Source organism: Variovorax sp. AB1(2024), from assembly GCF_037482385.2.
Lineage (GTDB): Bacteria > Pseudomonadota > Gammaproteobacteria > Burkholderiales > Burkholderiaceae_C > Variovorax.
Window position 1 is genome coordinate 4,370,842 of record NZ_JBBHKP020000001.1, and the last position, 26,063, is coordinate 4,396,904.

At 68.1% G+C, this 26,063-nt stretch carries 26 protein-coding genes; 9 read left to right on the forward strand and 17 right to left on the reverse strand.

Annotation, left to right across the window (positions count from 1 at the left end):
- Positions 1 to 5 precede the first annotated feature (5 nt).
- From ybaL to phbB, 3 genes are all read right to left on the reverse strand, one after another.
- Positions 6 to 1,712, reverse strand: coding sequence for a YbaL family putative K(+) efflux transporter (gene ybaL, locus WIX39_RS20475; protein ID WP_081269075.1), 1,707 nt, complete (start codon positions 1,710 to 1,712; stop codon positions 6 to 8).
- 115 nt (positions 1,713 to 1,827) lie between these two features.
- Positions 1,828 to 3,171: a dicarboxylate/amino acid:cation symporter gene (locus WIX39_RS20480; protein ID WP_081269076.1), complete on the reverse strand. Its 1,344-nt coding sequence runs from the start codon at positions 3,169 to 3,171 to the stop codon at positions 1,828 to 1,830.
- A 123-nt stretch (positions 3,172 to 3,294) separates the two neighbouring features.
- The gene (phbB, locus tag WIX39_RS20485; protein ID WP_081269077.1) at positions 3,295 to 4,032 is read right to left on the reverse strand and encodes an acetoacetyl-CoA reductase; all 738 of its coding nucleotides are present in this window, start codon (positions 4,030 to 4,032) and stop codon (positions 3,295 to 3,297) included.
- A gap of 213 nt (positions 4,033 to 4,245) precedes the next feature.
- On the opposite strand from phbB, the gene WIX39_RS20490 reads away from it, so the two are divergent.
- Both WIX39_RS20490 and WIX39_RS20495 read left to right on the forward strand, forming a co-directional pair.
- On the forward strand, positions 4,246 to 4,893 hold the full coding sequence (locus WIX39_RS20490) for a DJ-1/PfpI family protein (RefSeq protein ID WP_409195718.1): 648 nt from the start codon (positions 4,246 to 4,248) through the stop codon (positions 4,891 to 4,893).
- Entirely contained in the window at positions 4,890 to 5,429 is a 540-nt protein-coding gene (locus tag WIX39_RS20495; protein ID WP_409195719.1) for a CinA family protein, read from the forward strand. The genes WIX39_RS20490 and WIX39_RS20495 overlap by 4 nt, the downstream gene beginning before the upstream one ends.
- Positions 5,430 to 5,438: 9 nt before the next feature.
- Here WIX39_RS20495 and WIX39_RS20500 read toward each other — a convergent pair whose 3' ends face one another.
- Genes WIX39_RS20500 through WIX39_RS20520 form a run of 5 tightly spaced genes read right to left on the reverse strand, consistent with a single transcriptional unit; the run spans position 5,439 to position 10,469 of the window.
- Positions 5,439 to 6,449, reverse strand: coding sequence for a tripartite tricarboxylate transporter substrate-binding protein (locus WIX39_RS20500; protein ID WP_409195720.1), 1,011 nt, complete (start codon positions 6,447 to 6,449; stop codon positions 5,439 to 5,441).
- 32 nt (positions 6,450 to 6,481) lie between these two features.
- Positions 6,482 to 7,369: an HpcH/HpaI aldolase/citrate lyase family protein gene (locus tag WIX39_RS20505; protein ID WP_409195721.1), complete on the reverse strand. Its 888-nt coding sequence runs from the start codon at positions 7,367 to 7,369 to the stop codon at positions 6,482 to 6,484.
- Positions 7,366 to 8,547: a CaiB/BaiF CoA transferase family protein gene (locus tag WIX39_RS20510; protein WP_409195722.1), complete on the reverse strand. Its 1,182-nt coding sequence runs from the start codon at positions 8,545 to 8,547 to the stop codon at positions 7,366 to 7,368. Before WIX39_RS20510 ends, WIX39_RS20505 begins: the two co-directional genes overlap by 4 nt.
- Positions 8,548 to 8,564: 17 nt before the next feature.
- Entirely contained in the window at positions 8,565 to 9,461 is an 897-nt protein-coding gene (locus WIX39_RS20515) for an FAS1-like dehydratase domain-containing protein (protein ID WP_409195723.1), read from the reverse strand.
- A gap of 27 nt (positions 9,462 to 9,488) precedes the next feature.
- Positions 9,489 to 10,469 (reverse strand): tripartite tricarboxylate transporter substrate binding protein, encoded by a 981-nt coding sequence (locus WIX39_RS20520; RefSeq protein ID WP_409195724.1) that lies wholly within the window; start codon positions 10,467 to 10,469, stop codon positions 9,489 to 9,491.
- Positions 10,470 to 10,576: 107 nt separating this feature from the next.
- Here WIX39_RS20520 and WIX39_RS20525 point away from each other — a divergent pair, with 107 nt between their 5' ends.
- Positions 10,577 to 11,503: a LysR family transcriptional regulator gene (locus WIX39_RS20525; RefSeq protein WP_106934138.1), complete on the forward strand. Its 927-nt coding sequence runs from the start codon at positions 10,577 to 10,579 to the stop codon at positions 11,501 to 11,503.
- Between the two features lie 456 nt (positions 11,504 to 11,959).
- Here the strand turns inward: WIX39_RS20525 and WIX39_RS20530 are convergent, their stop codons facing one another.
- Together WIX39_RS20530 and yghU are read right to left on the reverse strand one after the other, a co-directional pair.
- Entirely contained in the window at positions 11,960 to 12,550 is a 591-nt protein-coding gene (locus WIX39_RS20530; protein ID WP_409195725.1) for an NADPH-dependent FMN reductase, read from the reverse strand.
- Positions 12,551 to 12,578: 28 nt separating this feature from the next.
- Positions 12,579 to 13,457 carry a glutathione-dependent disulfide-bond oxidoreductase gene (gene yghU, locus WIX39_RS20535; protein ID WP_409195726.1) on the reverse strand — a complete coding sequence of 293 codons (879 nt, stop codon included), beginning with the start codon at positions 13,455 to 13,457 and terminating at the stop codon, positions 12,579 to 12,581.
- Positions 13,458 to 13,485: 28 nt separating this feature from the next.
- Between yghU and WIX39_RS20540 the strand changes: the two genes are divergently transcribed.
- Positions 13,486 to 14,118, forward strand: coding sequence for a glutathione S-transferase family protein (locus WIX39_RS20540; protein WP_409195727.1), 633 nt, complete (start codon positions 13,486 to 13,488; stop codon positions 14,116 to 14,118).
- A gap of 39 nt (positions 14,119 to 14,157) precedes the next feature.
- On the opposite strand, the gene WIX39_RS20545 is transcribed toward WIX39_RS20540, so the two are convergent.
- Together WIX39_RS20545 and phaC are read right to left on the reverse strand one after the other, a co-directional pair.
- Positions 14,158 to 15,336: an acetyl-CoA C-acetyltransferase gene (locus tag WIX39_RS20545; protein ID WP_081269580.1), complete on the reverse strand. Its 1,179-nt coding sequence runs from the start codon at positions 15,334 to 15,336 to the stop codon at positions 14,158 to 14,160.
- A 37-nt stretch (positions 15,337 to 15,373) separates the two neighbouring features.
- Entirely contained in the window at positions 15,374 to 17,131 is a 1,758-nt protein-coding gene (gene phaC / locus WIX39_RS20550) for a class I poly(R)-hydroxyalkanoic acid synthase (RefSeq protein ID WP_106937415.1), read from the reverse strand.
- Positions 17,132 to 17,241: 110 nt separating this feature from the next.
- Here phaC and WIX39_RS20555 point away from each other — a divergent pair, with 110 nt between their 5' ends.
- The gene (locus WIX39_RS20555) at positions 17,242 to 17,556 is read left to right on the forward strand and encodes a hypothetical protein (RefSeq protein WP_409195728.1); all 315 of its coding nucleotides are present in this window, start codon (positions 17,242 to 17,244) and stop codon (positions 17,554 to 17,556) included.
- Here WIX39_RS20555 and pgeF read toward each other — a convergent pair.
- Genes pgeF through WIX39_RS20570 form a run of 3 tightly spaced genes read right to left on the reverse strand, consistent with a single transcriptional unit; the run spans position 17,488 to position 19,828 of the window.
- Positions 17,488 to 18,246, reverse strand: coding sequence for a peptidoglycan editing factor PgeF (pgeF, locus tag WIX39_RS20560; protein WP_409195729.1), 759 nt, complete (start codon positions 18,244 to 18,246; stop codon positions 17,488 to 17,490). The two genes, WIX39_RS20555 and pgeF, sit on opposite strands and share 69 nt — an antisense overlap.
- A gap of 5 nt (positions 18,247 to 18,251) precedes the next feature.
- Entirely contained in the window at positions 18,252 to 18,890 is a 639-nt protein-coding gene (gene maiA / locus WIX39_RS20565; protein ID WP_081269583.1) for a maleylacetoacetate isomerase, read from the reverse strand.
- A 23-nt stretch (positions 18,891 to 18,913) separates the two neighbouring features.
- Complete coding sequence (locus tag WIX39_RS20570; protein WP_106934133.1) at positions 18,914 to 19,828, reverse strand: tetratricopeptide repeat protein; 915 nt, start codon at positions 19,826 to 19,828, stop codon at positions 18,914 to 18,916.
- A gap of 115 nt (positions 19,829 to 19,943) precedes the next feature.
- Between WIX39_RS20570 and WIX39_RS20575 the strand changes: the two genes are divergently transcribed.
- The 4 genes from WIX39_RS20575 to WIX39_RS20590 all read left to right on the forward strand — a co-directional run bounded on the left by WIX39_RS20575 (position 19,944) and on the right by WIX39_RS20590 (position 22,367).
- Positions 19,944 to 20,645 (forward strand): fumarylacetoacetate hydrolase family protein, encoded by a 702-nt coding sequence (locus tag WIX39_RS20575; RefSeq protein ID WP_106934132.1) that lies wholly within the window; start codon positions 19,944 to 19,946, stop codon positions 20,643 to 20,645.
- A gap of 17 nt (positions 20,646 to 20,662) precedes the next feature.
- Positions 20,663 to 21,214 carry an NUDIX hydrolase gene (locus WIX39_RS20580; protein WP_081269586.1) on the forward strand — a complete coding sequence of 184 codons (552 nt, stop codon included), beginning with the start codon at positions 20,663 to 20,665 and terminating at the stop codon, positions 21,212 to 21,214.
- 14 nt (positions 21,215 to 21,228) lie between these two features.
- Positions 21,229 to 21,711, forward strand: coding sequence for a CreA family protein (locus WIX39_RS20585; RefSeq protein WP_106934131.1), 483 nt, complete (start codon positions 21,229 to 21,231; stop codon positions 21,709 to 21,711).
- A 140-nt stretch (positions 21,712 to 21,851) separates the two neighbouring features.
- Positions 21,852 to 22,367, forward strand: coding sequence for a murein hydrolase activator EnvC family protein (locus WIX39_RS20590; RefSeq protein WP_106934130.1), 516 nt, complete (start codon positions 21,852 to 21,854; stop codon positions 22,365 to 22,367).
- Between the two features lie 19 nt (positions 22,368 to 22,386).
- Here WIX39_RS20590 and WIX39_RS20595 read toward each other — a convergent pair whose 3' ends face one another.
- Both WIX39_RS20595 and WIX39_RS20600 read right to left on the reverse strand, forming a co-directional pair.
- Entirely contained in the window at positions 22,387 to 24,297 is a 1,911-nt protein-coding gene (locus WIX39_RS20595; protein ID WP_409195730.1) for a hypothetical protein, read from the reverse strand.
- A 118-nt stretch (positions 24,298 to 24,415) separates the two neighbouring features.
- The gene (locus WIX39_RS20600) at positions 24,416 to 26,044 is read right to left on the reverse strand and encodes a phospholipase D family protein (RefSeq protein WP_409195731.1); all 1,629 of its coding nucleotides are present in this window, start codon (positions 26,042 to 26,044) and stop codon (positions 24,416 to 24,418) included.
- Between the last annotated feature and the right edge of the window lie 19 nt (positions 26,045 to 26,063).

Consider the following 26,063-nt stretch of genomic DNA (forward strand, 5'->3'; position numbering starts at 1 on the left):
GTTCGTCAGGCCGGGGCCGCCATCGACACGGCCCGCTGGACCACGTCGCGCGCCATGGCCTGCGCGAGTTCCTGCTCTCCCAGGAACACGGTCACGGCCGCCTCGCGCGTGAGCAGCGCGGCTTCCTGTTCGTTGTGGCTGCGGATCACGGTCTGGATGGTGGGGTTGAGCGTGCGCGCAGTCTCGATCATCTGGCGCACGTTCATGGCGTCGGGCGTGGCAACCACCAGCACGCGCGCGCGGGCCACGTGCGCCTGGATCAGCACCGCCGGATCGGCGGCATCGCCCCACACGGCCGGCGTGCCGGCTTCGCGCAGCTTTTCGACCAGTTCGCGGTTCTGCTCGGCGACCACGTAGGGAATGTCGTTGGCGTCGAGTTCCGCCGCAATGCGGCGACCGACGCGGCCGTAGCCCACCAGCACCACCTGCCGCGACAGGTACTTGGCCTCGGTCGTCATGGGCAGTTCGGCCAGCGGGTCGTCGCGCGACTCGAGCCCGCGCGCGAACGACGAGTGCGCATGCAGCCATTTCTGCATCGGCCCGATCAGGCTGAACCACAGCGGGTTGGTGGCGATGGAGATGAGCGCGCCCGCCAGCACCAGGCTCTGCCCCTCCACCGGCAGCAGGCCGAGCGACACCCCCAGCCCCGCCAGGATGAATGAGAACTCCCCGATCTGCGCCAGGCTCGCGCTCACCGTGAGCGCGGTGCCCAGCGGGTAGCGGAACACCAGCACCAGCGCGCAGGCCGCGAGCGACTTGCCCAGCACGATCACCAGCACCACCGCCAGCACCTGAAGCGGCCGCTCGATCAGCACCGATGGATCGAACAGCATGCCGACCGACACGAAGAACAGCACCGCGAAGGCGTCGCGCAGCGGCAGGGACTCTTCCGCCGCGCGGTGCGCGAACTGCGACTCGCGCATGACCATGCCCGCGAAGAAGGCGCCCAGCGCGAACGACACGCCGAACAGCGCCGCCGACGCGAAGGCGATGCTCACGGCGGCCGCCACCACGCACAGCGTGAACAGCTCGCGCGAACCGGTGCGCGTGACCTGCCAGAGGATCCACGGGAACACGCGCCGCCCCACCACCAGCATCAGCGCCACGAAGCCGCCGACCTGCAGCAGCGTGAGACCCAGGGTCTGCCACAACGGGTCGGCCGGCCCTTCCTGCGCGGCATGGCCGCCCAGCGTGCCGGCCAGCGGCGGCATGAGCACGAGCACCAGCACCATTGCCAGGTCTTCGACCACCAGCCAGCCGATGGCGATGCGCCCGGTGAACGAATCGAGGATGCCCAGGCTCTCGAGTGCGCGCAGCAGCACCACCGTGCTGGCCACCGACAGCGCCAGGCCGAACACCAGCGCAGCGCCGGGGCTCCAGCCCCACCACATGGCCAGGCCGCCGCCGAGCAGCGTGGCCACCGCGATCTGCGCGAGTGCGCCGGGCAGCGCGATCTTGCGCACCGCCAGCAGGTCGTCCAGCGAGAAATGCAGGCCGACGCCGAACATCAGCAGCATCACGCCGATCTCGGCGAGCTGGGCGGCAATGCCCGCATCGGCCACGAAGCCCGGTGTGAACGGGCCGATGATCACGCCGGCCAGCAGGTAGCCGACCAGCGCCGGCAGCCGCAGCTTGGCCGCCAGGAAACCGAATACGAGCGCAAGCCCCAGGCCGGCGGCAATGGTGTTGATGAGGGAGACGCTATGGGGCATCGCTCCATTTTGCAGGAACGATGCCCAACCTTCGAGGCTGGCAGGACTCTTCACGCAACACCGTGGGACCGGCTTTACCGCCGGGCCGCTGGTGTTGCAGGGGGCTGCTCCCCGGCTATCCGGCCATCTTGCTGCTGCGCGCGGCGTCCAGCGCCTCGGGCTCCTGCGCCTCGACCCAGGTCTCGTTGTTGAGCCCTGCCTGCAGCCGGTTCTCGTCCAGCTCGTTGGTCCACTTGGCGACCACGATGGTGGCCACGCCGTTGCCGATCAGGTTGGTGAGCGCGCGGGCTTCCGACATGAAGCGGTCGATGCCCAGGATGAGCGCGAGCCCCGCCACCGGCACATGGCCCACGGCCGACAGAGTGGCCGCCAGCACGATGAAGCCGCTGCCCGTGACGCCCGCGGCCCCCTTCGATGTGAGCAGCAGCACCGCCAGCAGCGTGATCTCCTGCGTGAGCGTCATCGGCGTGTTGGTGGCCTGCGCGATGAACACCGCCGCCATCGTCAGGTAGATCGACGTGCCGTCCAGGTTGAACGAGTACCCCGTGGGAATGACCAGGCCCACGCAGGTCTTGTTGGCGCCCAGGTTCTCCATCTTCTCCATCATGCGCGGCAGCACCGATTCGCTGGACGACGTGCCCAGCACGATCAGCAGCTCCTCCTTGATGTACTTGATGAACTTCCAGATGCTGAAGCCGTGGAAGCGCGCGATGAGCCCCAGCACCACGAAGATGAACAGCAGGCAGGTCAGGTAGAAGGTGCCCATCAGCTTGCCGAGCGAGAACAGGCTGCCCAGCCCGTACTTGCCGATGGTGAAGGCCATCGCGCCGAAGGCGCCGATGGGCGCCAGCTTCATGATGTAGTTGACGATGCCGAAGAGCACGTGCGAGCCCTTCTCGATCACGTCGAACACCAGCGTGCCGCGCCCGCCGAAGCGGTGCAGCGCAAAGCCGAACAGCACCGCGATCAGCAGCACCTGCAGGATCTCGCCCTTGGCGAACGCGTCGACGATGGTGTTGGGGATGATGTTCAGGATGAAGTCGACGGTGCCGGTCATCTTGCCGGGGCCGGTGTACGAGGCGATCGACTTGGTGTCGAGCGTGGCCGGGTCGACGTTCATGCCGGCGCCGGGCTGCAGCACGTTGACCAGCACCAGCCCGACCACCAACGCGATGCTGGAGACGACCTCGAAGTACAGCAGCGCCAGGCCGCCGGTCTTGCCGACCTTCTTCATGTCTTCCATGCCGGCGATGCCGACCACCACCGTGCAGAAGATGATCGGCGCGATGATCATCTTGATGAGCTTGATGAAGCCGTCGCCCAGCGGCTTCATCGCTTCCCCGACCGAGGGGTAGAAATGGCCGAGCAGCACGCCGATGATCACCGCGGTGATCACCTGCACGTAGAGGGAGCGGTACAGAGGGAGCTTCTTGGCGGATTTACTTGTTGTGTTTTCCATGGATGCCTCCGGAGGATTCGGAACTGTAGGTTGCGTCGGATCAGGTTTCCATTCGTAGAAGCCGCATCGTGAACAAAAAAACCCGCCGAGGCGGGTTTTTTCTTCAGGTGCCGGTCAGCATGTTCAATGCATGTGAAGGCCGCCGTTGACCGAGAAGTCGGCCCCGGTGCTGTAGCCGCCTTCGTCCGTGGCGAGCCACGAGATGATCGACGCGATTTCGCTCGGCTCGCCCAGGCGCTTGACCGGGATGGTGGCCACGATCTTGTCGAGCACTTCCTGGCGGATGGCCTTGACCATGTCGGTGCCGATGTAGCCCGGGCTCACGGTGTTGACCGTCACGCCCTTGTTGGCCAGCTCCTGCGCCAGCGCCATGGTGAAGCCGTGCATGCCTGCCTTGGCCGCCGAATAGTTGGTCTGGCCCGCCTGGCCCTTGGCGCCGTTCACCGAGCTGATGTTGATGATGCGGCCCCAGCCCTTCTCGACCATGTCGCCCACCACCTGCTTGGTGACGTTGAACATGCTGTTGAGGTTGGTTTCGATGACCGCGCTCCAGTCCTCGGGCGTCATCTTGAGGAACATGCGGTCGCGCGTGATGCCGGCGTTGTTGACCAGCACGTCGATGGGGCCGTGCGCTGCCTTGGCGGCGGAGAAGGCTTCGACGGTGGATTGCCAGTCGCCGACATTGCCGACCGAGGCATGGAACTCGAAGCCTTCGGCTTTCTGTTCGGCGAGCCACTTGGCGTAGTCGCGCGTGGGGCCGCAACCTGCGACCACAGTGAACCCGTCCTTGTGCAGACGCTGGCAGATGGCTGTTCCGATGCCCCCCATGCCCCCGGTGACATATGCAACTTTCTTGCTCATGAGAATTCCTTTATGTACGTAGCAAAAGCCTGAACGGCCGCCTTCACTCTAGCGAGTTTCGGACCACCGAACTCTGAGGAAAACACTGAGCCAAGCTTGCAACCAGCTGTCACGAAGCGTGGCTTCAGCGCAGACTCTATCCTCGCATCGCCCGCGCACCTGCAGTTCTTGCATGACCACCAACGCCACGGAAATATCAAGGAGTTCGAAAGTATGAATTTCGGGATCATCATCTTCCCCGACGTCGAAGAGCTCGATTTCGTCGGACCATGGGAAATGCTCACCATGTGGAGCAAGCTGGCCGGCGGTCCCGCCAACTGCCTGATCGTGGCCGAGAAGCGCGAGCCGGTGGCCTGCGCCAAGGGCCTGTCGGTCAACCCGCACGTGTCTTTTGCCGACTGCCCGCCGTTGGACTACCTGCTGGTGCCCGGCGGCATGGGCACCCGGCGCGAGGTCGACAACCCTGTACTGACCCGTTTCCTGGCCGACCAGGCGCCCGCCTGCCGCGCGCTGCTTTCGGTGTGCACGGGCGCCTTCGTGGTGCACGCGGCCGGGTTGCTGTCGGGCAAGACCGCGACCACGCACTGGGGTTCGCTCGACCGACTGCGCGCGCTGGGCGACGTGAAGGTGGTCGAGCAGCGCTTCGTGCGGGACGGCAACGTCTGGACTTCCGCCGGGGTTTCGGCCGGCACCGACCTGATGCTGGCCTTCATCGCCCACACCGCGGGAGAGGAAGCCGCCGCCAAGGTGCAGCTGCAGGCCGAGTACTACCCGGCCGACACGGTCTACGGCAGCACGGCGAGCCACGAGCGCGCGCCGGCCTACGTGAAGCGCCCCGGCACCACGTTCGCCAAGCCATGAGCACGCAGCCCTCCTCCATCTCCACCCCGGAGCCGCTGGCGGTGCTGGCCGCGCGCGTGGGCGGCCTGCTGCGTGCGCGGGGCCAGACCGTCTCGGTCGTCGAATCCTCGGCCGGCGGGCTGGTGTCGGCCGCGCTGCTCGCCGTGCCGGGCGCGTCGGCGTATTTCAGGGGCGGCGCGGTGGTCTATTCGCGGCGCGCGGGCCGGGCGCTGCTGGGCCTCACCGCCGAAGACATGGCCGGCATGCGCGGCGAGACCGAGCCCTACGCCCGCCTGGTCGCCGGCCGGGTGCGCGACAGCCACCACACGAGCTGGGGCATCAGCGAAAGCGGCGCCGCCGGACCGGCGGGCAGCCCCTACGGCGACGCGCCGGGGCATGTGTGCCTCGCCGTGGTCGGCGGCGCGGCCACGGTGAGCCGCACCATCGAGAACGGCGGCACCGACCGGCCGCTCAACATGGACCTGTTCGCGCGCCAGCTGCTCGCGCTGTTCGAAGAGACGCTGCGGGCGCAGCCCGAAGAAGCCCCGCCCGCCTGAAGCGAAGGCTCAGTCCGCCTGCACGCCCGCCGCGCGGATCACCTTGCCCCACTTGTCGACTTCAGCCGCGAGGTGCGTGCGCAGGCTCTCCGGCGTCTGCTTGTCCAGCGGCACGATCTCCGAGCTGAGTTCGGCCAGGCGGTGCTTGACCATGTCGTCCTGCAGCGCGGCGCGCAAGGCGACATTCAGCTTCTCGATCACCGCGGGCGGCGTGCCCTTTGGCGCGTAGATGCCATGCCACACCCGCACGTCGAAGCCCTTGAGGCCCTGCTCGTCCAGCGTCGGGATGTTCGGCATGCTCGACAGCCGCTTGGGCGTCGTCACGCCGAACACCTTCACGCGGTTGCCGTCCTTGATGACCGGCGCGGTCTGCGTGGTCTGGTCGCACAGCAGGTCGACCTGCCCGCCCATCAGGTCGTTCAGCGCCGGGCCCGCCCCCTTGTAGGGCACGGTGGTGAGCTGCACGCCGATCTGGTTCATGAAGAGCAGCCCGCACAGCTGCGACACCGCCCCCACGCCCGCATTGGCCAGCGTGACCTTGTCCTTGTTGGCCTTCACGTAGGCCAGCAGTTCCTGGTAGTTGCTGGCCGGGAAGTCCTTGCGCGACAGCAGCGTCATCGGCACGTCCAGCACCTGGCCGACGTACTCGAAGTCCTTCAGCGGGTCGTAGTTGAGCTTCTTGTAGAGCGCGGGCGCGGTGGCCATGCCCATGTGGTGGATCAGGATGGTGTAGCCGTTGGGCGCGGCCCGGGCCACGCGCGCCGGCGCGATGGTGCCGCCCGCGCCCACCGTGTTCTCGACGATCACCGTCTGCCCGAGCGACTTGCCCATCGGAATGGCGAGCATGCGCGCCACCACGTCGGTCGGGCCGCCGGCGGAATACGGCACGACCATGGTGACGGGCTTGTCGGGCCACGCGGCCTGCGCCGAGGCGGGCGATTGCGCCGCCAGCAGGCAGGCGCCCGCCGAGGAGGCCGCGATCAGGGTCTTGAATTTCCAGGTCTTCTTGGTTGCTGTCACTTCTTTGTCTCCTATGGTTATGGGTAGCTGTCTCAGATTGAAGGCGGGGCATCGAGCGCGAGCAGCCGCTCGGCGAGCCGCACGACGGGCGCGTCGACCATGCGGCCGTCGAGGCTGACCACGCCGCCGCCCGACGCCCGCGTCGCCTCGATCACGCGGCGGGCCCAGGCCAGTTCGTCGGCGCTCGGGCCGAGCGCCGCATGCACCGGCGCGACCTGGTCGGGGTGGATGCACAGCTTGGCGCCGAAGCCGCCGCGGCGGGCGCGCGCGGTGTCGGCCGCGAGGCGCTGCGCGTCGCGCCAGTCGGGCGTCACGCCGTCGATGGGTGCGGGCAGCCCGGCGCGGCGCGTGGCGAGCAGCAGTGCCAGCCGCACCGGAACCAGTTCGGCTTCGTCCGCGCCGCAGGCCAGGCCCAGGTCGGCCTGGAAGTCGAGATTGCCGAAAGCCAGTCGCAGCACCTGCGGGGCGTCGGCCAGCTCGTTGACGGCGGCAAGGCCGGCGGCCGATTCAATCAGCGGCACCAGCACGCCCCGAGGCCCGACGGCTTCCGCCAGCCGCGCCAGGTCTTCGGCGCGCTCGGCCTTGGGCAGCACGACGCCCGCGACCAGGCCTTGCCTCACCAGCTTGCCGACCTGCGCGCAGTCGTCGCCGTGCCACGGCGTGCCCTGGGCGTTCACGCGCACCAGCAGGCGGCCGCGCTGGGCGGCCGATAGTGCGGCAAACGAGGCCTCGAGCCCGTCGCGCGCAGCTACCTTTCGCTCGGGCGCCACGGCGTCTTCCAGGTCGACGATCACGCCGCCAGCGCCGGTCGCCAGCGCGCGGGCATGGCGATCGGGCCGGTCGGCCGGCACGAAGAGGAAGGCGCGCGCCAGCGCCAAGGGCCCCAGGGGAGCCAGGGACGCGAGGGAATTGCCGCTCACACCGCCCCCGCCTCGCGCAGTGCCGCGATGTCCGCCTCGCTGCGCCCCAGGTTGCGCAGGATGGCGTCGGTGTGCTGGCCGACCGCCGGGATCGGGTCCATGCGGTAGTCGAACGCGCTCTGCCGCCCGGCCGGCAGCAACGCGGGAATGTCCCCGGCCGGCGAGCCCACCTGGCGCCAGCGCTCGCGCGCCTGCAGCTGCGGATGCGCCCAGAGGCCGGCCATGTCGTTCATGCGCGCGTTGGCGATCTGCGCGGTGTCGAGCCGCTCGAGCACCTGCGCCGTGCTCAGCGCGCCGAAGGTCTCGACGATCACCGCGCGCAGGGTCTCACGGTGTTCGTTGCGCCGTGCGTTGCTGTCGAAGCGCGCGTCGGTCGCGAGCCCCGGCTGCAGCAGCACCTTCTCGCAGAACACGCGCCATTCGCGCTCGTTCTGCAGGCCCAGCATCACCGTGCCGCCGTCGCCCGCCGGGAACGGACCGTAGGGATAGATGGTCGCGTGCGACGCGGCGCTGCGCGGCGGCGGCGGTGCGCCGTCGTAGGCGTAGTACATCGGGTAGCCCATCCATTCGGCGAGCGACTCCAGCATCGACACGTCGATGTGCGAGCCCTTGCCGGTCTTGCCACGCTGGAGCAGCGCCGCGAGGATGCCGGTGTAGGCGTACATTCCCGCCGCAATGTCGGCGATGGAATTGCCCGACTTGCAGGGCTCGTCGGGCGTGCCGGTGACCGACAGGAAGCCGGCCTCGCTCTGGATCAGCAGGTCGTAGGCCTTCTTGTCGCGGTACGGGCCGTCGTCGCCGTAGCCCGAGATGTCGCACACGATGAGCCTCGGATGCTCCGCCTGCAGTGCCTGTGCGCCGAGCCCCATGCGCTGCGCCGCGCCGGGCGCGAGGTTCTGCACGAGCACGTCGGCTTCGGCCACGAGCTGCCGCAGCACCTCGAGCGCGGCGGGCTGCTTGAGGTCGAGCGTGATGCTCTCCTTCGAGCGGTTGACCCACACGAAGTGCGAGGCTTCGCCGCCCACGCGCTCGTCGTAGGCCCGCGCGAAGTCGCCGGCGCCGGGCCGCTCCACCTTGATGACGCGCGCGCCGAGGTCGGCCAGCTGCCGGGTGCAGAACGGCGCGGCAATGGCGTGTTCGAGGGAAACGACGGTGATGCCGTCCAGTGGTCGGGTCATGTGTTCGTCCTCCCTCTTCAGGCCAGCACGGCCGTGGCCTGCATCGTGAGCCAGCCGTCGGCGTCTTCGCCCCAGAGGCTGAATGTCTTGCCGTCCGCACCCGGCTTGCCGTGCACGCGGAACGGCGCGGTATCGAAGGTCGGGCGGACCGCGCGGAACTCGAAACGCGCGAGCTGCGCGCCCGGCACGTTGCGGCGCAGCAGGTCGACCAGCAGCGTCGCGATCAGCGGGCCGTGCACGATCAGGCCGGGGTAGCCCTCGACCTGCGTCACGTAGCGGCGGTCGTAGTGGATGCGGTGGCCGTTGAAGGTCAGCGCCGAGTAGCGGAACAGCAGCACGTCGTCGGGCGCGATGTCGCGGCTGAAGGCGGCGTCCTTCGGCGCCGGCGTGGGTGGCGGGCCCGATTCGCCGGGCTGCGCGGCGGCGCGGTAGACGATGTCGTGCTCCTCGGTCAGCGCCAGGCCGCGCTCGTTGCGCACCTCGTGGCGCACCAGCACGAACACCAGCTCGCCGGTGCGGCCCGCCTTGTGCGTGACCGACGCGATGGTCGAGGTGCGCTCCGCCTTGTCGCCGACCCGCAGCGGATTGCCAGCCTCCCAATGGAGCCGGCCGCCGGCCCACATGCGGCGCGGCAGCGGCACCGGCGGCAGGAAGCCGCCGCGCCGGGCGTGGCCGTCCTCGCCGATTTCCGACTGGCGGTGGTGCGGCAGGAAGTAGAGCCAGTGCCACAGCTCGGGCAGGCGCGTGCCGGCCGCGGTCGCGGCGTCGTCGCGGTCGAGGGTGGCGGACAGCGCACGCACGGGCGCGGCGGTGATGTCGTCGGCCAGCGTTTCGCTGCGGCCCTGCCAGGCCTGCAGCTTCGCCAGGGTGTCGTCGTCGATCAGGCGGAGGTTCGGGGAGGTTTGCTCGCTCATGGGTGGGGGTTGCTTCGATGCTTCGGTTCAATCGACCGCGGCGCCGGATGCCTTGACGATGCGCGCCCACTTGGCGAGGTCGTCCTGCAGCAGCTTCGCGAACTGTTCGGGGGTGGTGTCGGGCGCGATCTCGACGCCCTGCTGGTCCAGCTTGTCGCGCAGGTCCTTCGAGGCCAGCGCCTTGCGCGTGGCGTCCTGCAATGTCGCGAGCACGTCGGCCGGAACGCCGGCGGGCGCGAACAGGCCGATCCACAGCGTGCCGTTGTAGCCGGGCACGGCCTCGGAGATGGTGGGCACGTCGGGCAGCACAGGCGAGCGCTTGTCGCCGCTCACGGCCAGCGCGCGCAGCTTGCCGGCCTTGATGTGCGAGAGCGCCGAAGGCAGGCTCGCGAACACGATCGGCAGTTGCCCGCCCAGCACGTCGTTGAGCGCGGGCGCCACGCCCTTGTACGGCACGTGCTGCAGCGAGATGCCGGCCATGCTGTTGAGCATTTCGCCGAGCAGGTGGTTGAGCGTGCCGTTGCCGGCTGAGGCGTACTGGTAGTTGGCGCCCTTCTGCCGGGCGAGCTTCAGGAACTCGGCGAAGTTCTTTGCCGGAAACGACGGGTTGACCAGCAGCACGTTGGGCACCGAGCCGATCAGCCCGGCGGGCTTGAAGTCTTTGACCGGATCGAAGCCGGGGTTCTTGTACAGCGCCGGGTTGATGGCCTGGCTGCTGCTGATGGTCATGAGCAGGGTGTAGCCGTCCTTCGGCCCCTTGGCCACCAGCTGCGTGCCGATGTTGCCGCCCGCGCCGGGCCGGTTGTCGACCACCACGCTGGCGTTGTTCATCACTTCGCCGAGCTTCTGGCCCACGAGGCGCCCGACGATGTCGTTGGTGCCGCCGGCCGCCTGCGGCACGACCAGCGTGACGGGGCGCGAGGGGTATGGCTCGGCGCTGGCCGCAGCCGGCTGCACCAGGGTGGCCGCGGCGGCGAGCGCCAGCAGCGCGAATGCGCGAAAGCTCATGTTTCTTGTCTCCATGGCCGCATGGTCGTCGGCGCCACCCGCGCGCGCAATCTGCGAATTCGGAACCCAGCCTTCTGCGATTCCGAAGGCTTGACTAAGATCAGGCGATGCTCTTCGACCTCACCGACCTGCGGCTCTTCGTGGCCACGGCCGAACTCGGCAACCTCACGCGGGCCGCCGAGCGCCAGCACCTGTCGCTGGCCGCCGCCAGCGCGCGCATCAAGGCGCTGGAAACGCAGGCTGGCCTGCAACTGCTGCAGCGCGAGGCCCGCGGCGTGCGGCTGCTGCCGCCGGGAGAAGCCTTCCTGCACCACGCGCGCCTCGTGCTGCACCAGACGGAGCAGCTGCGCGCCGACCTGCTCGAATACGGCGGCGGCCTGCGCGGACACCTGCGCGTGTTCGCCAACACCACGGCCGTGACCGACTTCCTGCCCGAGATCCTGCCGGGCTTTCTTGCGAACAACCCGCGCATCAACGTCGACCTTCAGGAAAAACCGAATGCTCAGATTCCGCGCGGCGTGCTCGACGGCCGCGCCGACATCGGCATCGTCGCCGGCCGCGTCGACACGCTGGGGCTGGAAGCCATCCACTTCAGCACCGACCGGCTGGTGCTGGTCACTTCGCGCAAGCACCGCTTCGCCAGGCGCCGCAGCATCGCCTTTGCCGAGACGCTCGACGAGGACGCCATCGGCATGCAGCAGGGCAGCACGCTGCAGACCTTCCTGGCGCAGATCACCGACAACCTGGGCAAGCGCCAGAAGCTGCGCATACAGCTGGGCAGCTTCGACGCCATGTGCCGGATGATCGGCAGCGGCGTGGGCATCGGCGTGGTGCCCGAGTCGGCCGCGCGGCGCAACCAGGACAGCATGCAGCTCGCGCTGATCGACCTCAGCGATGCATGGTGCGTGCGGGAGCGCTACCTGCTGGTGCGCGACCGGGCGGCGCTGCCGATCTATGCACAGGCGCTGGTGGAAACCTTGTGCCGGCACTACGCCGACGAGGCGCGGACGCTGGGGCAGCCCGATTCACCCTAAGTTGCGCGCGAAACCTGAGCCGATGCGCGTATTCCCCATTTTCTGTGCACAACTTTGGGGGTAACTCATGAGGAGCATTGTAAAAGCGCTACAACTCGTTGTTTTATATAGGTATTCCACACTTTGCTCAAAATTTGAGCGGTGCACAACCTTGGCGCCCGGACACCGGTCCGAAGGCATTTTTCTAGTCGCATTCCTAGCAGAGGATCGTTGGAGCGCGACCTGAACGCACGATGCAGAGCAAAATTTTTTCGCCGCGTGCCGCCAACTTGCGCGCGGAACCGCACCCGCCAGGGTTACTCCCCATTTTCTGTGCACAACTTTGGGGGTAACTCAGGTGGAGCCTTGTAAAAGCAATCTAAGCTGTTGTTTTATAAGGGAATTCAACAACCTGCCTAAATTTTGGGCGGTGAACAAGATGCTTCGGGCGCACCGCCGATACCGGGCTTTCAGGGCTCAGTAAGGCGGCGCCTTGCGCCCTCTCTGCGCCCGTGCCGCCTCGGTCCACCAGGCCAGGTCGTCGGCGAACCGCCCGAACGATCGCTCGAGCGAATCGCCCGCGCTGCCCGTGGGCTTGCCCTGCGCGTCCAGCGTCTGAGAGATCGGCCCGACCGCGAGCGTGCTCGACACCACGACCATGCCCATCTCCGACAGGATCGAATGCCACACCGTGCCCGAGCGCACACCCGAGAAGCGCCCCGCCGAGTAGCTCGCAACCGCGGCGGGCCGCCAGAACCACTCCTCCAGGAAGTGGTCCGTCAGGTTCTTGAGGCCGGGCTGCGGGCCCCAGTTGTATTCGCCGGTCACGAAGACGAAGGCGTCGGCCGTGCGGATCTTTTCGGCCAGGGCTTCCATCGCCGCCGGCGCGGTGCCCTTGGGGTACTCCTTGTACATGCGGTCGAGCATGGGCAGGTCGACGGCCTTGGCGTCGATCAGCTCCGCCTGCGCGCCTCGCCCGTTGAGCCCCGCGACGATGTAGTCGGCCAGGCGCACGCCCATGCGGTCGGACCGGTACGAGCCGTAGAAGACCAGGATCCTGTCGCTCATCGAAGCTCCTTGTTTGTTGCGGGTTGGCTCAGGCCGGCGGTTGCAGCTTGTCCTGCGTGCGGGTGTCGAAGTCGCTGGCGTCATGCCGCTCGAGCAACTGGCTCGACGGCTGGCCCCAGGCGCGATTGACCATGCGCCCGCGCTGCACCGCGGGGCGCTGCGCGATCTCGTCGGTCCAGCGCAGCACGTTCTTGTATTCGCCCACCTGCAGGAACTCGCCCGCTTCGTACAGCTGTCCCTTGGCCAGCGTGCCGTACCAGGGCCAGACGGCCATGTCGGCAATGGTGTATTCGCTGCCGGCCAGGTAGCGGCTCTCGGCCAGCCGGCGGTCGAGCACGTCGAGCTGGCGTTTGACTTCCATCGCGAAGCGGTCGATGGCGTATTCGATCTTCGTCGGGGCGTAGGCGTAGAAGTGCCCGAAGCCGCCGCCCAAATAAGGCGCGCTGCCCATCTGCCAGAACAGCCACGACAGGCATTCGGCGCGCGCCGCGCGCTCGGCCGGCAGGAAGGCACCGCCGAACTTCTCGGCCAGGTACTGCAGGATCGCGCCCGACTCGAACACCCGGACGGGCGCCGCGCCGCTGCGGTCCAGCAGCGCCGGGATCTTGGAATTCGGGTTCACCGCCACGAAGCCGCTGCCGAACTGGTCGCCGTCGTTGATGCGGATCAGCCAGGCGTCGTACTCGGCGCCGGCATGGCCCAGCGCCAGCAGTTCTTCCAGCATCACCGTGACTTTCACGCCGTTGGGCGTCGCGAGCGAATAGAGTTGCAGCGGGTGCTTCCCGGTCGGCAGGTCCTTGTCATGGGTGGCACCCGCGATCGGGCGATTGATGTTCGCGAAGCGGCCACCGCTTTCCTTGTTCCAGGACCAGACGGTGGGCGGCGTATAGGCGGTCGTGCCATTCATGCGATGAATTCCAGGAGTTGGACAGACGATGATCATTCTCTACGACTGCGCCACGGCGCCCAGCCCGCGGCGCGCGCGCATCCTGCTTGCCGAGAAGGGCATTGCCCATGAAACGGTGCAGGTCGACCTCGTGCGCGGCGAACAGCTGGGCGCCGCCTATCGCGAGATCAATCCGCAATGCACGGTGCCCGCGCTGCGCACCGAGGAAGACGGCCTCCTGACCGACAACGCCGCCATCGCGGCCTGGCTGGAAGCGCGCTACCCCGAGCCACCGCTGCTGGGCCGCACGCCAGCCGAAAAAGCCGAGATCGCCAGCTGGAACTGGCGCGTGGAATTCGAAGGCCTGCTGGCCATTGCCGAAACACTGCGCAACGGCTCGCCGGCCATGGCCGACCGCGCCCTGCCGGGCCCGGTGAACTACGCCCAGATTCCCGAGCTCGCGCAGCGCGGGCTGGCGCGCGTGCAGCACTTCTTCAAGACGCTGAACGAGCGGCTGGCCGGCCGCGAATTCATCGCCACCGACCGGTTCAGCATTGCCGACATCACCGCCGTGGTCGCGGTGGACTTCGCCCGCGTGGTGCGGGTCAAGCCGGGGGAGCAGCACCCCGAGCTGCTGCGCTGGCGCGCTGCAATGGCGCAGCGGCCGTCGATGTCGCGCTGAGCGGCGACACCGACGGGCGCAAGCGCCCGGTTGCTGCGATCAGCGTTCGATCGTCAGCGCAACGCCCATGCCGCCGCCGATGCACAGCGACGCGATGCCCTTCTTGGCGTTCTGGCGCTGCATTTCGTGCAGCAGCGTCACCAGGATGCGGCAGCCCGACGCGCCGATGGGGTGGCCGATGGCGATGGCGCCGCCGTTGACGTTCACCTTGTTCACGTCCCAGCCCATTTCCTTGTTCACGGCGCAGGCCTGCGCTGCGAAGGCTTCGTTGATCTCGAGCAGGTCGAGGTCGGCGGCCTTCCAGCCGGCGCGCTGCAGCGCCTTGGTCGACGCGGGCACCGGGCCCATGCCCATGATGGCGGGGTCGAGGCCGGCGGTGGCGTAGCTGGCGATGCGGCCCAGCGGCTTCAGGCCGAGCGCGGCGGCCTTCTTGGCCGTCATGACCATCACGGCAGCGGCGCCGTCGTTCAGGCCCGAGGCATTGCCCGCGGTCACGCCGCCGGCCTTGTCGAACGCGGGGCGCAGGCCGGCCAGGCCTTCGGCGCTGGTCTTGCGGTTGATGAACTCGTCGGTATCGAAGATGACGGGGTCGCCCTTCTTCTGCGGAATGCTCACGCCGACGATCTCGTCCTTGAACTTGCCGGCGTCCTGCGCGGCCGCGGCCTTGGTCTGGCTGCCCAGCGCCAGCTCGTCCTGCGCGGCGCGGTCGATGCCGAACTTCTTGGCCACGTTCTCGGCGGTAATGCCCATGTGGTACTGGTTGTAGACGTCCCACAGGCCGTCCACGATCATGGTGTCGACCAGCTTCCAGTCGCCCATGCGCTGGCCGTTGCGCGAATTGGGCAGCACGTGCGGCGCGGCGCTCATGTTTTCCTGGCCGCCGGCAATCACGATCTCGCTGTCGCCCGTGGCCACGGCCTGGGCCGCCAGCATCACGGCCTTCAGGCCGGAGCCGCACACGGCGTTGATGGTGAGCGCCGGCGTTTCCTTGGCGCCGCCGCTCTTCAGCCATGCCTGGCGCGCGGGGTTCTGGCCGGCGCCGGCCGCGAGCACCTGGCCCATGATGGCCTCGCCGACCTGTTCGGCCGTGAGGTTGGCGCGCGCGATCACTTCCTTGATGACGATGGCGCCCAGCTCGGTGGCGGGAATGCCGGCGAGCGAGCCGCCGAACTTGCCGACAGCCGTGCGCGCGGCCGAAACGATGACGATGTCTTCCATGAGGTTCTCCGTTGAAGTGATTTGAAATCTGTTGCGCTCAGGCCTTGGCTTTCACATAGCGGCCCGGCGCCGGCTCGATGGCCTTGTAGGCCTTGCCGTTGCCGTACGCCTTGGGCGCGGGAATCTGTTTGCCCGCGTGTCCCTTGAGCCATTGTGCCCAGTCGGTCCACCAGCTGCCAGGGTGTTCCTGCGCGCCGGCGAGCCATTCGGCCTGGGTCTTGGGGAACTTGCCGTCCTCGCGGATCCAGTGGCTGCGCTTTTTCTTGGCGGGCGGGTTGATCACGCCGGCGATGTGGCCCGACGCGCCCATCACGAAGCGCTTCTTGCCCGGCAGCAGCTGCGTGGAGGCATAGGCGCCGCCGATGGGCACGATGTGGTCTTCGCGCGAGCCGTAGATGTAGGCCGGAATGTCGATGCTGCCCAGGTCGATCTTCTGGCCGCACACGGTGAGCGCGTTGGGCTTGGCCAGCTTGTTCTCGTGGTACGTGTTGCGCAGGTACCAGGCATAGAACGGCCCCGGCAGGTTGGTGGCGTCGCTGTTCCAGTACAGCAGGTCGAACGGCGGCGGGGTCTCGCCCTTGAGGTAGTTGCCGACCACGTAGTTCCAGACGAGGTCGTTCGGCCGCAGGAAGCTGAAGGTGGAGGCCAGGTCGCCGCCGGGCAGCAGGCCGCCCTTGCCGAGCTGCATTTCGCGGTACTGCACCATCTGCTCGTCCACGAAGATGTCCAGGATGCCGGTGTCGCTGAAATCGAGGAAGGTGGTCAGCAGCGTGACCGACGCGGCCGGCTTCTCGCCGCGCGCCGCGAGCACCGCCAGCGCTGTGCTCAGGATGGTGCCGCCCACGCAGAAGCCCAGCGTGTTGATCTGCTTGCTGCCGCTGATCTCCTGCACCGTGTGGATCGCCTTGATGGCGGCGTTCTCGATGTAGTCGTCCCAAGTGGCCTTGTCCATCGACTCGTCGGGGTTGCGCCAGCTCACCACGAACACGCGGTGGCCCTGCTCGTTCGCATAGCGAATGAGCGAGTTCTCGGGCTGCAGGTCGAGGATGTAGAACTTGTTGATGCACGGCGGCACCAGCAGGAACGGCCGCTCGTACACCTTGGCGGTGAGGGGCTTGTATTCGAGCAGCTGGAAATAGTCGTTCTCGAAGACCACGGCGCCCTCGGTAGTGGCCACGTTGCGGCCCACCTCGAAGGCGCTCTCGTCGGTCATGCTGACGTGGCCCTGCTTCATGTCGTGCAGCAGGTTCTGGATGCCCTTGGCAATGCTCTCGCCCTGCGTCTCGATGGCCTTCTTCTGGGCTTCTGCATTGAAGGCGAGCGAATTGCTGGGCGAAGACGCCGCCATCCATTGCTCGACCGCGAAGCGCATGCGCGCCTTGGTCTTCTCGTCGGCGTCGATGGCCTCGGCCATGCTGAGCATGGTGCGGCCGTTGAGCAGGTACACGGCCGCCGAGAAGGCCGACAGCGGGTTGCTGCCCCAGGCTTCGCTGGCGAAGCGCTTGTCGCCTTCGGGCCTGGCGTCGAAGCCGCGGCGCCAGAGATCGGTTGCTTCTGCAACGTACTGTTGCTGGATGGCCTTGAGCTTTTCGGGGTCGATGGACAGCTTCGGCAGCTCGGGCAGCTTCGACGGCGACATCTGCGGCATCTGCCACAGCGGCGTACCGCCGACGTTGAAGGCCGTGGCCCCCTGCGTGGCGGATTGCTGGAAAGCTTCCAGCGCCTTGGTCCATCCCTCGGTCATTGCTTGCTGGAAGGGCGCGAACGCATCGGCCCCCGCGGCTTGTTGCTTCATCATGTCTCCTGGTCCTCGCCTGAAACGAAACGGATGGCTTGCGTGATTTGAGTATCCTGCATTCACAAGGCACCCACAACGCCGCTCTTTCCCTTACCGACTGAAATTCCGTGTTTATCCATTTGATCGTGATCGGCTGGCTCTACGTCGCACTCATGATGGCGGTGGCCGAAGCCACCAACACCACGGGCACGGTGCTGGGCGCCATCTTCACATTTCTTTTGTACGGATTGGCGCCGCTGGCACTGGTGGTTTACCTGATGAGTACCCCGGCGCGGCGGCGGGCCATCAAGCAGCGCGAGGCCGAAGCGCAGGAAGCCGCACGCCGCGCCGCCAGGGCCGAAGAAGCAGCGGCCTCAGACCTTCCAGACCAGCGCGGCGAAACGCCCGCTGACGCCGTCGCGCCGGTGCGAAAAGAACCTTGAGCCATTGGCGACGGTGCACCACGCGTCGGTGCCGTCGTTGCCATGCACCGAAGCGACGCCAGCCGCGTTCAGGCGCTGGCGTGCGAGCGCGGGCAGGTCGGCCAGCCACTTGCCGGCGGATGCAGAAGGGACAAAGCACGCGGCGGCCTCGGGCGCATGCGCCTCGAACGCGGCCTTGACCTCGGGGCCGACCTCGAAGGCCTTCGGCCCGATACAGGGCCCCAGCCATGCGATGACCTTGCCGGACAAGTCCGGTGCGAACGACCGTGCGGTTTGCTCGAGCACGCCGCCCGCCAGTCCGCGCCAGCCGGCATGCGCGGCCGCCACGCGGTGGCCCGCTTCGTCGGTGAAGAGCACGGGCAGGCAGTCGGCCACCATGATGGTGCAGGCCAGCCCCGTGGCGGTGGCGGTGCAGCCATCGGCCGCCGTGCCGTAGCGCACCACGTGCCGCTCGTCGTCGAGGGCGACCACGCCGGTGCCGTGCACCTGCTGCAGGAAGACCGGCCGCGCGCCGATGGCTTCGCGCAGGCGCCTGCGGTTCTCGGCGACGTGCGCGGCATCGTCGGCCACGTGGTCGCCGAGGTTCAGGCTCTGGTAGCGCCCCTGCGAAACCCCGCCGTCGCGCGTGGTGCACACGGCCCGCACGTTCGGCGGCGCGGGCCACTCGGGCACGAGCCAGCGCGCATCCATCGGCTTCAGGCTTCCGCGTCGGGCGCCTGCGAGGGCTGCGCGCGCTGGAAGGCGTCGAGCTCCATGCAGGCCTCGAATGCGGCCATGGTGCGCGGCAGGCCGCTGAAGTCGCAGTCGAAGCGGCGGCCGTTGAAGATCTGCGGCACCAGGCAGCAGTCGGCCATGGTGGGCGTGTTGCCCCAGCAGTACGTGCTGGCGGGGTGCTGCGCGAGCTGGCGCTCGAAGGCAAGCATGCCGTCGCGCACCCAGTGGCGGTACCAGTTGTTCTTGGCTTCCTCGTCGAGCTTCAGGTCCTTCACGAGGTACTTGAGCACGCGCAGGTTGTTGAGCGGATGGATCTCGCAGGCGATCGACTGCGACAGCGCGCGCACATGCGCACGGCCGGCCGGGTCGCTGGGCAGCAGCGGCGGCTCGGGGTGCACTTCGTCGAGGTATTCCATGATGGCCATCGACTGCGAGAAGCGCTCGCCCTCGTCTTCGAGCAACGGCACCAGCATGTCGGCGGAGATGGCGGGATAGGAGCCGGTGCGGTGTTCGCCGCGCGCGATGTGCACGGGAACGTACTCGTAATCGAGGCCCTTCAGGTTGAGGGCGATGCGCACGCGGAACGAGGAAGAGGAGCGGAAATAGTTGTGCAGCTTCATGGTTTTCCGAGCATAGCGCGCCATCAAGTACGAGGCACGCCCATCAGCAGGCAGCGCAGCTCGCCGAGCACGCAGCCCGGCGCCGCTGTTTCGCGCCATTCCGCAAGGATGCGCAGCGCGGCGCCCTCCTCCCGGGCCGCGATGCCCAGGCGCCACGGGCCGCGCGCGCCGGGCGGCTCGCCGGGTTCGTGGTTGTGCCCCTCGCCGTGGGGACGCCCTTCGGAGCAGGCGCGGCAGAGCACCTGCATGCTGGTGGTCCAGTTCTCGGCGCTGGCATCGGCCGCCTCGAAACGCCGGATGAGCGCGTCGATGTCTTCCTGCGCCACGCCCTCGATGGTCACTTCATAGGTTGCGTGCTCCGACGGCGCGATCAGCTCCAGCGCGTCGAAGACCGGCACCTCGCGATCGCCGCGCATGCGGTAGCCGTTGGCCGCGCCGTCGTGCAGCACGAGGTCGCCCCAGCGGTGGCCGCAGGCCGGCGTCGGCACGCTGCGCAGGATGGCGCGGGCCGGGTCGATGCGGTCGGCCCACACCACCTCGCTGGCCTCGTCGCCGTGCACGCGAATGGGTGTGAGGCCGACGAAGAAATCGATCGGCCCTTCGCCGTCCGGAATGCCGATGCCGTACTGGCGCCATGCGCGCCGCGCCGTGGCCCAGTCGCCCAGCGCCGTGGCCGCGATGCCCAGGTTCCAGAGCGCGCCCTGGTTGTCCGGCTCGCATTGCACCGCGCGGGCATTGGCCTGCAGCGAGGCGGCCCATTCGCCGCGGTACTTGTGGATGAGCCCGGCGTTGTACCAGGGCGCCGCCCAGTACGGGTGGACGGCGCTGGCCTGAGCGTAGGCTTCGAGCGCGCCGTCCTGGTCGCCCTCGTCGTCGCGCCGTCGGCCGAGTTCATTGAATGCGGTGGCTTTGCCGGCTTTGCCGAGGCGGATTGGCATTGTGAAAACTGGAAACGAAGAAATGGGGTTGCGCGGTAGGCGCTATTGTGAGCCTCCCGCCTCTGGCACACTGCCGGTTTCCCCGCCAGGTTTCGCTGAAAAAGGACACGTCGCAATGGCTTCCGAGTTTGTCTTCGCCCCGCCCGCCACCGTTTCTGTTCCCGTGGCCGGCCAGCCCGCCCGCTTCCCGGTGCACCGCATCTACTGCGTGGGCCGCAACTACGAAGATCACGCCAAGGAAATGGGCTTCACCGGCCGCGAGCCGCCCTTCTTCTTCATGAAGCCCGCCGACGCGCTGGTGACGGTCGATGCCGGCCAGACCGGCACCATGGCCTATCCCACGCTCACCAAGAACCTGCACCACGAGATCGAACTGGTGGTGGCGATCGGCACCGGCGGCAAGAACATCGCGGCAGCCGATGCGCACAAGCACATCTACGGCTACGCGGTCGGGCTCGACATGACGCGCCGCGACCTGCAGAACGACATGAAGAAGCAGGGCCGCCCCTGGGACATCGGCAAGAGCTTCGAGCAGAGCGCGCCCATCGGCCCGATCGTGCCCGTGGCACAGGCCGGCGACGCCGAAAAGGCCGAGATCTCCCTGCAGGTGAACGGCGCCGACCGCCAGCGCAGCAACGTGAGCAAGCTGATCTGGAACGTGGCCGAGACCATCGAGCACCTGTCGGCCGCGTGGGAGCTGCAGCCCGGCGACCTGATCTTCACGGGCACGCCTGAAGGCGTGGCCGCCGTGGTGGCCGGCGACACGCTGGTGGGCCAAGTCGCGGGCCTGCCGGCGCTGACCGTCAGGATCGTCTGAAGGCGGCGGACGGCTTCATGCTCCTGCGCGTTCCCATCAAGCACTGCAAGAACTGCGGCACCGCCGTGGTCTACCGAGTTCCGGACGACGGCGACACCAAGCAGCGCGCCATCTGCCCGGCCTGCAACACCATCCACTACGAGAACCCGCTCAACGTGGTGGGCACCATTCCGGTCCTGGGCGACAAGGTGTTGCTGTGCAAGCGCAACATCGAGCCGCGCTGGGGCAAGTGGACCCTGCCCGCCGGCTTCATGGAACTCGAGGAAACCACCGCCCAGGGCGCGGCCCGCGAGACCGACGAAGAGGCCGGCGCGAACTTCGAGATGGAAGGCCTGTTCTCGGTGATCAGCGTCGTGCGCGTGGGCCAGGTCCACCTGTTCTACCGCGCGCGCCTGCTCGACGACAAGTTCGACCCCGGCCACGAGACCATCGAGGCGAAGCTCTTCACCGAGGAAGAGATTCCCTGGGAAGAAATCGCCTTTCGCACCGTTCGCGAAACGCTCGAGCACTACTTCGAAGACCGCCGGCGCGGCAGCTTCGACCGCGTCCACACCATCGACCTCATCTGAAACCGCACGACACCATGACACTTCGCTCCATCCTGCTGCGCACCGCGCTCGGCCTCGGGTTCATCCTGGCTGCCACGGCACACGCGGAAACGGTGGGCGACGTCGACACCGCCTTCAAGCTCATCGGCCCCGACCACAAGATCGTGATCGAGGCCTACGACGATCCCAAGGTCAACGGCGTCACCTGCTATGTGTCGCGCGCCAAGACCGGCGGGCTGGCCGGTGCATTCGGCGTGGCGGAGGACAAGTCCGAAGCCTCCATCGCCTGCCGCCAGGTAGGCCCGGTGAGCATCACGCAACCGCTGCCCAAGCGCGAAGAGGTCTACAGCGAGCGGCTGTCGATCCTCTTCAAGCGGCTGCGCGTGGTGCGCATGGTTGACCCCAAGCGCAACACGCTGGTCTACCTGACCTACTCCGACCTGCTGGTCGACGGCTCGCCGAAGAACAGCGTGACCGCCGTGCCCATCGACCGTGGCACGCCGATTCCGCTCAAGTAGCGCGCGCCCCACTGCCCCTTTGCTGCCCGGCACTTCCCGGGGAGCCGGCACGCGAGTTTGCTAGCATCGCTCGCGCGGCTCCGCCCGGTGGAGCCGCACCGAAGGAACCCTCCGCAACGAATCCGTTCCAACAAGGCGCCATGCAACTCCAGACTCTTGCTTTCCGTACCGGCGCTGCAGCGCTGCTTGCCGCGAGCCTCGCGGCGTGCACCACCGTCGATCTCAACACGCCCTGGCCCACGGCCCCGGCGGCCAAGCCACCGGTGGCACAGCGCCCCGCGGCACAGTTCATCCGGCCCGTCAACGGCCCGATCATTGCGCGCTTCGACGGCGACCGCACCAAGGGCATCGACATCGCCGGCACGCTCGGCGACCCGGTCCTGGCCTCGGCCGACGGCCGCGTGGTGTACGTGGGCGGCGAACTGCCGGCCTACGGCAACATGGTCATCATCAAGCACAACGAGACCTTCCTCACCGCCTACGCGCACCTGCAGACCATCTTCGTCAAGGAAGGCACCGTGGTGCGCCAGGGCGACAAGATCGCCGAAATGGGCCGCAGCAACGCCGACCGCGTGAAGCTGCGCTTCGAGATCCGCAGGAACGGCAACCCCGTGGACCCCGAGCCCTACCTCAACGGCCGCCAGCCGCCGCAATAGCCGCCAGCCGGCAGCTCCCTCAGTTGGCCTGGCGCAGCACCACCTCGCGCCAGTTGGCGTCGCGCGTGCTCACGAACATGCTGCGCAGCACGAGGCCCGACATGGCCGGCGCATTGAATGTGTGCGACGCCGCACCCGCGGCCGACGGCGCCACGTCGGCCTGATCCGACCATTTGCTCGGCGTCGAGGTGGCGCCGGCCAGCGCCAGGAAGAACTCCGACGAAAACGCCGGGTTCAGGCCCGTCGCGCTGACCGCGAAGTCGCTGCCGCCGCTGTACGAAGCCAGCGCCGGCGTGGTCGTGAAGCTCGGGTAGGCCAAAGCCGCCGCCTCGGCCAGCGTGAACGGCCGCGCATTGAAGCTCTGCTTGTAGACGATGTCGAACGTGCTGTTCGTGATCTGCGCGACCGTGTCGTTGCTGGTGTAGGCCGTGAAGGTGTACTCGGGCGCGGCCGGTATCGCCGCGATGGCACTGTCGCTCAGCCCCGCCGTCGATGCGCCGGCGCAGTTCGATGCCAGCGCGTACTGGTTGCTGCCGTTGTTGCCCTGGATCGGCCAGTAGTCGCCCGCCAACGCGGGGCGCACATGGCGCAGCCCGTTCGGCGGAAGGCCCGGCCCGGTCACCACCACGGCGACCGCCGCGTTGCTGTTGTTGGGGTTCGGGTCCCTGATCGAGAACTCCAGCCCCGTGATCACGCAGCCCGACACCGGGTCCTTGAAGGCCTGGATGTGCGGGTTGATGTCGAGCACGCGGCCGTCGCCACGCAAGCGCCACACGCCGTCGTTGCCCTTCACGATCTGCATGCTCTTGTTGTTGCTGAAAGCCACGCCGTTCTTGTCCTTGTGCGTGAACTCGACGAAGGCGCGCGGCGCCAGGTTGTTGGTGCCGTCGACCGTGTAGTTGATGCGGTTGATGACCACGTCGGCAAAGCTCGCGCCCACCATGTTGGTGTCGCCCGCCAGGTCGCTCACGAAGTCGCTGGCGCTCGCATCGGCCAGCCGGAAGCTGTAGGCGCTGTTGCTGGTGCTGGTCAGCAGCGGCAGCAGATCGGCCGGCGCGGGCAGCCCGTTCGCGAACCTGGCCGTGATGTCGGAGAGCGCCTTGCGGATCAGCACCACGTCGTCGGCCGCGGTCTCCATGCCGGTGCCGCTCATCGGCGTGGTGCCGGCGTCCTGGGCGGCCTTGACCGCGAGGTCGTCCACGACCTGCTGCTGCGTGACGATGTTGGTGATGGTCGCGACGTTGGTGGCCGGGTCCACGCTCACGCGCAGCACATCCAGCGCCTTGTCCAGCGCGCTCGACAGCGGCGAGAACGCGGTGCGCAGCAGGTCGATGCTCGAGTCCACGCCCATGGCCAGCAGCACCGGCAGCAGCTTGGCCTTGAGCGCGTCGGATTCGGCCTTGAGCTCCGTGGCCGACAGCGCAGCGAAATCGCCGCTGTCGAAGTACTTGTCGGCCACCTTGCCGGCGATGTTGGCCACCACCAGGTCGGTCAGCGGCGTGATGTTGATGGTGCCGTTGGCGTCCGCGGCGGTCGCGGCCGAGTGGATCACCACGCGCTGGCCGCCCACCGTGCCTTCGGCGCGGAACACGAAAGGCGCGGTCATGTCGGTCACGTCCACCGTGTAGCCGCCGTTGGAAGACAGCTGCACGGTCTTGGTGGCGCCCTTGGCGTCCTTCACGGTCACCGTGCCCGACAGCGGCAGGCCCGACGCGGCCGTGCCCGAGAAGGCCATGGACGCCGGCGGCGGATTGCTGGCGGGGGGATTCGAGCCCCCGGCCACGGGCAGGCCGACAAAACCACTACCGCCGCCACCACCCCCGCCCCCGCCGCAGGCACCGAGCGAGATCAGGAGCGCCACTGCGCAAGCGGAGCGCGTCGTCTTGAAGAACGAGATGGAGGCGGCCGGGGCCACGGAGGGTGTTTTCATGGATGGTTTCAGGTGAGAGGGAGTAAACAGAAGAATCAACTCGTTACGAGCCGTGTGATTCTTCTGTGGACCCCTTCCACTCACCATCCTCTGTTTTGAGGATGCGGCTCGGCGGCAGCTAGAGCAGGCTCTCCGGCACCAGCGGCGCCAGCAGGTCCAGCTTCCAGCGCGACCAGAAGTCCGTCTCCGGCTCCTGGTGCAGGATGGTGTCGGCCGCGTCGCCCGAGGCCGGGCTTACCCACTCGATGGCACCCGTCGCCCCCAGTTGCAACTGGTAGGCGCCGTCCAGCCGGATGAAGCCGATCAGGCTGGTGAGCTGCTGCGCGATCTGCGGGCTGAAGATGAAGATGCCGACTTCGGTGTTGTGCAGCATCGAACGCGGATCGAAGTTCATCGAGCCGATGAACACGATCCTGCGGTCGATCACCGCCGACTTGCCGTGCAGCCGCCCGCTGGCCGAGCCGTACATGCCGAAGCGCTTGGTCTGCTCCACCCGCTTGGGGCTCAGCTCGTACAGCTCCACGCCCAGGCGCAGCATCTCGGGCCGGTAGCGGCGGTAGCCGATGTGCACCAGCGACTCGTCGGTAGCCGCCAGCGAGTTGGTGACGATGCTGTAGCTCACGCCGTTGCCGCGCACGATGCGGATGCTCTCCATGCCGCCGCGCCCGGGTATCAGGTAGGGCGTGGTCTGCAGGACCTCGTTCTCGGCGCCGCGAATGTAGCGGCGCACGTTGTAGAGCACGCTGTCCCTCGATTCGTCCGCCGGCAGGCCGCGCGCTTCCTCGGTCGGCGCGAGCGCCTTGGCGGGCGCGTCGGCATAGGCCTCGGCGCGCGCCCACACCAGCTTCAGCGCGCCGGCGTCGAGGTCCTTGGCCAGCGGGTTGTTGCCGAGCAGGTCGGTGGAACCGGGCTCCTCGGGGTGCAGCTGGGCCGGGCCGGTGGTGAGCCTGTCGAAGCGCTCGCGCAGCTGCGCCCGGGTTTCGCCGGTGGCGGGCACCAGCGATTCGATCGGGTACACGTACGGGCTGTTCCAGTACATGTCGAACAGCGACGACAGCCTGGGCACCACCGCGCCCGCCACGAGCGTGTCGATGTCGATGAAGTTGGAGCCGCCGTCGCGCAGGAAATACTCGTTGGCGATGTTGCGCCCGCCCATGACGCCGACCACGTTGTCCACCACGTAGAGCTTGTTGTGCATGCGCCGGTGCACGCGGTCGAAGTCGAGGATCGACCAGGCCCAGCGCGTGCCGAGACGGTCCCGCCCTGCCGGGAACGGGTTGAACAGCCGCACCTCCACATTCGGATGCGCGGCAAAGCTGGTGAAGAGCGGATCGGCGCCGGCCGTGTAGAGGTCGTCCACCAGCAGCCGCACGCGTACGCCCCGGTCGGCCGCGTCGCGCAGCGCGCGCAGCAGGTAGCGCCCGGTCTCGTCGTTCTGCACCAGGTAGTACTGCACGTCGATGGAGCGCTGGGCACGGCGCGCGAGCTCGACGCGCGCATGCAGAGAGAACTGCGGCATCGGCAGCAGGCGGAAGCCGCTCAGCGGCTCGCCGGGCGGTGCCGCCGCCTGCACCAGGCGCCCGAGCGTGGTGTCCGCGCCGTCCGCGATGGCCGTGGAGGGCTTGCGCTGCACGTCGGCCGGCAGGCCCGCGCAGCCGGCCAGGAACAGCATGGTCACGCCGGCCAGCAGCCAAGCCAGCCACCTTGCGCGCGGTATTGGGGTAGCCCGGCGGAAAGAGTGCGGCATCGGAAGCGGAACGTGGGGG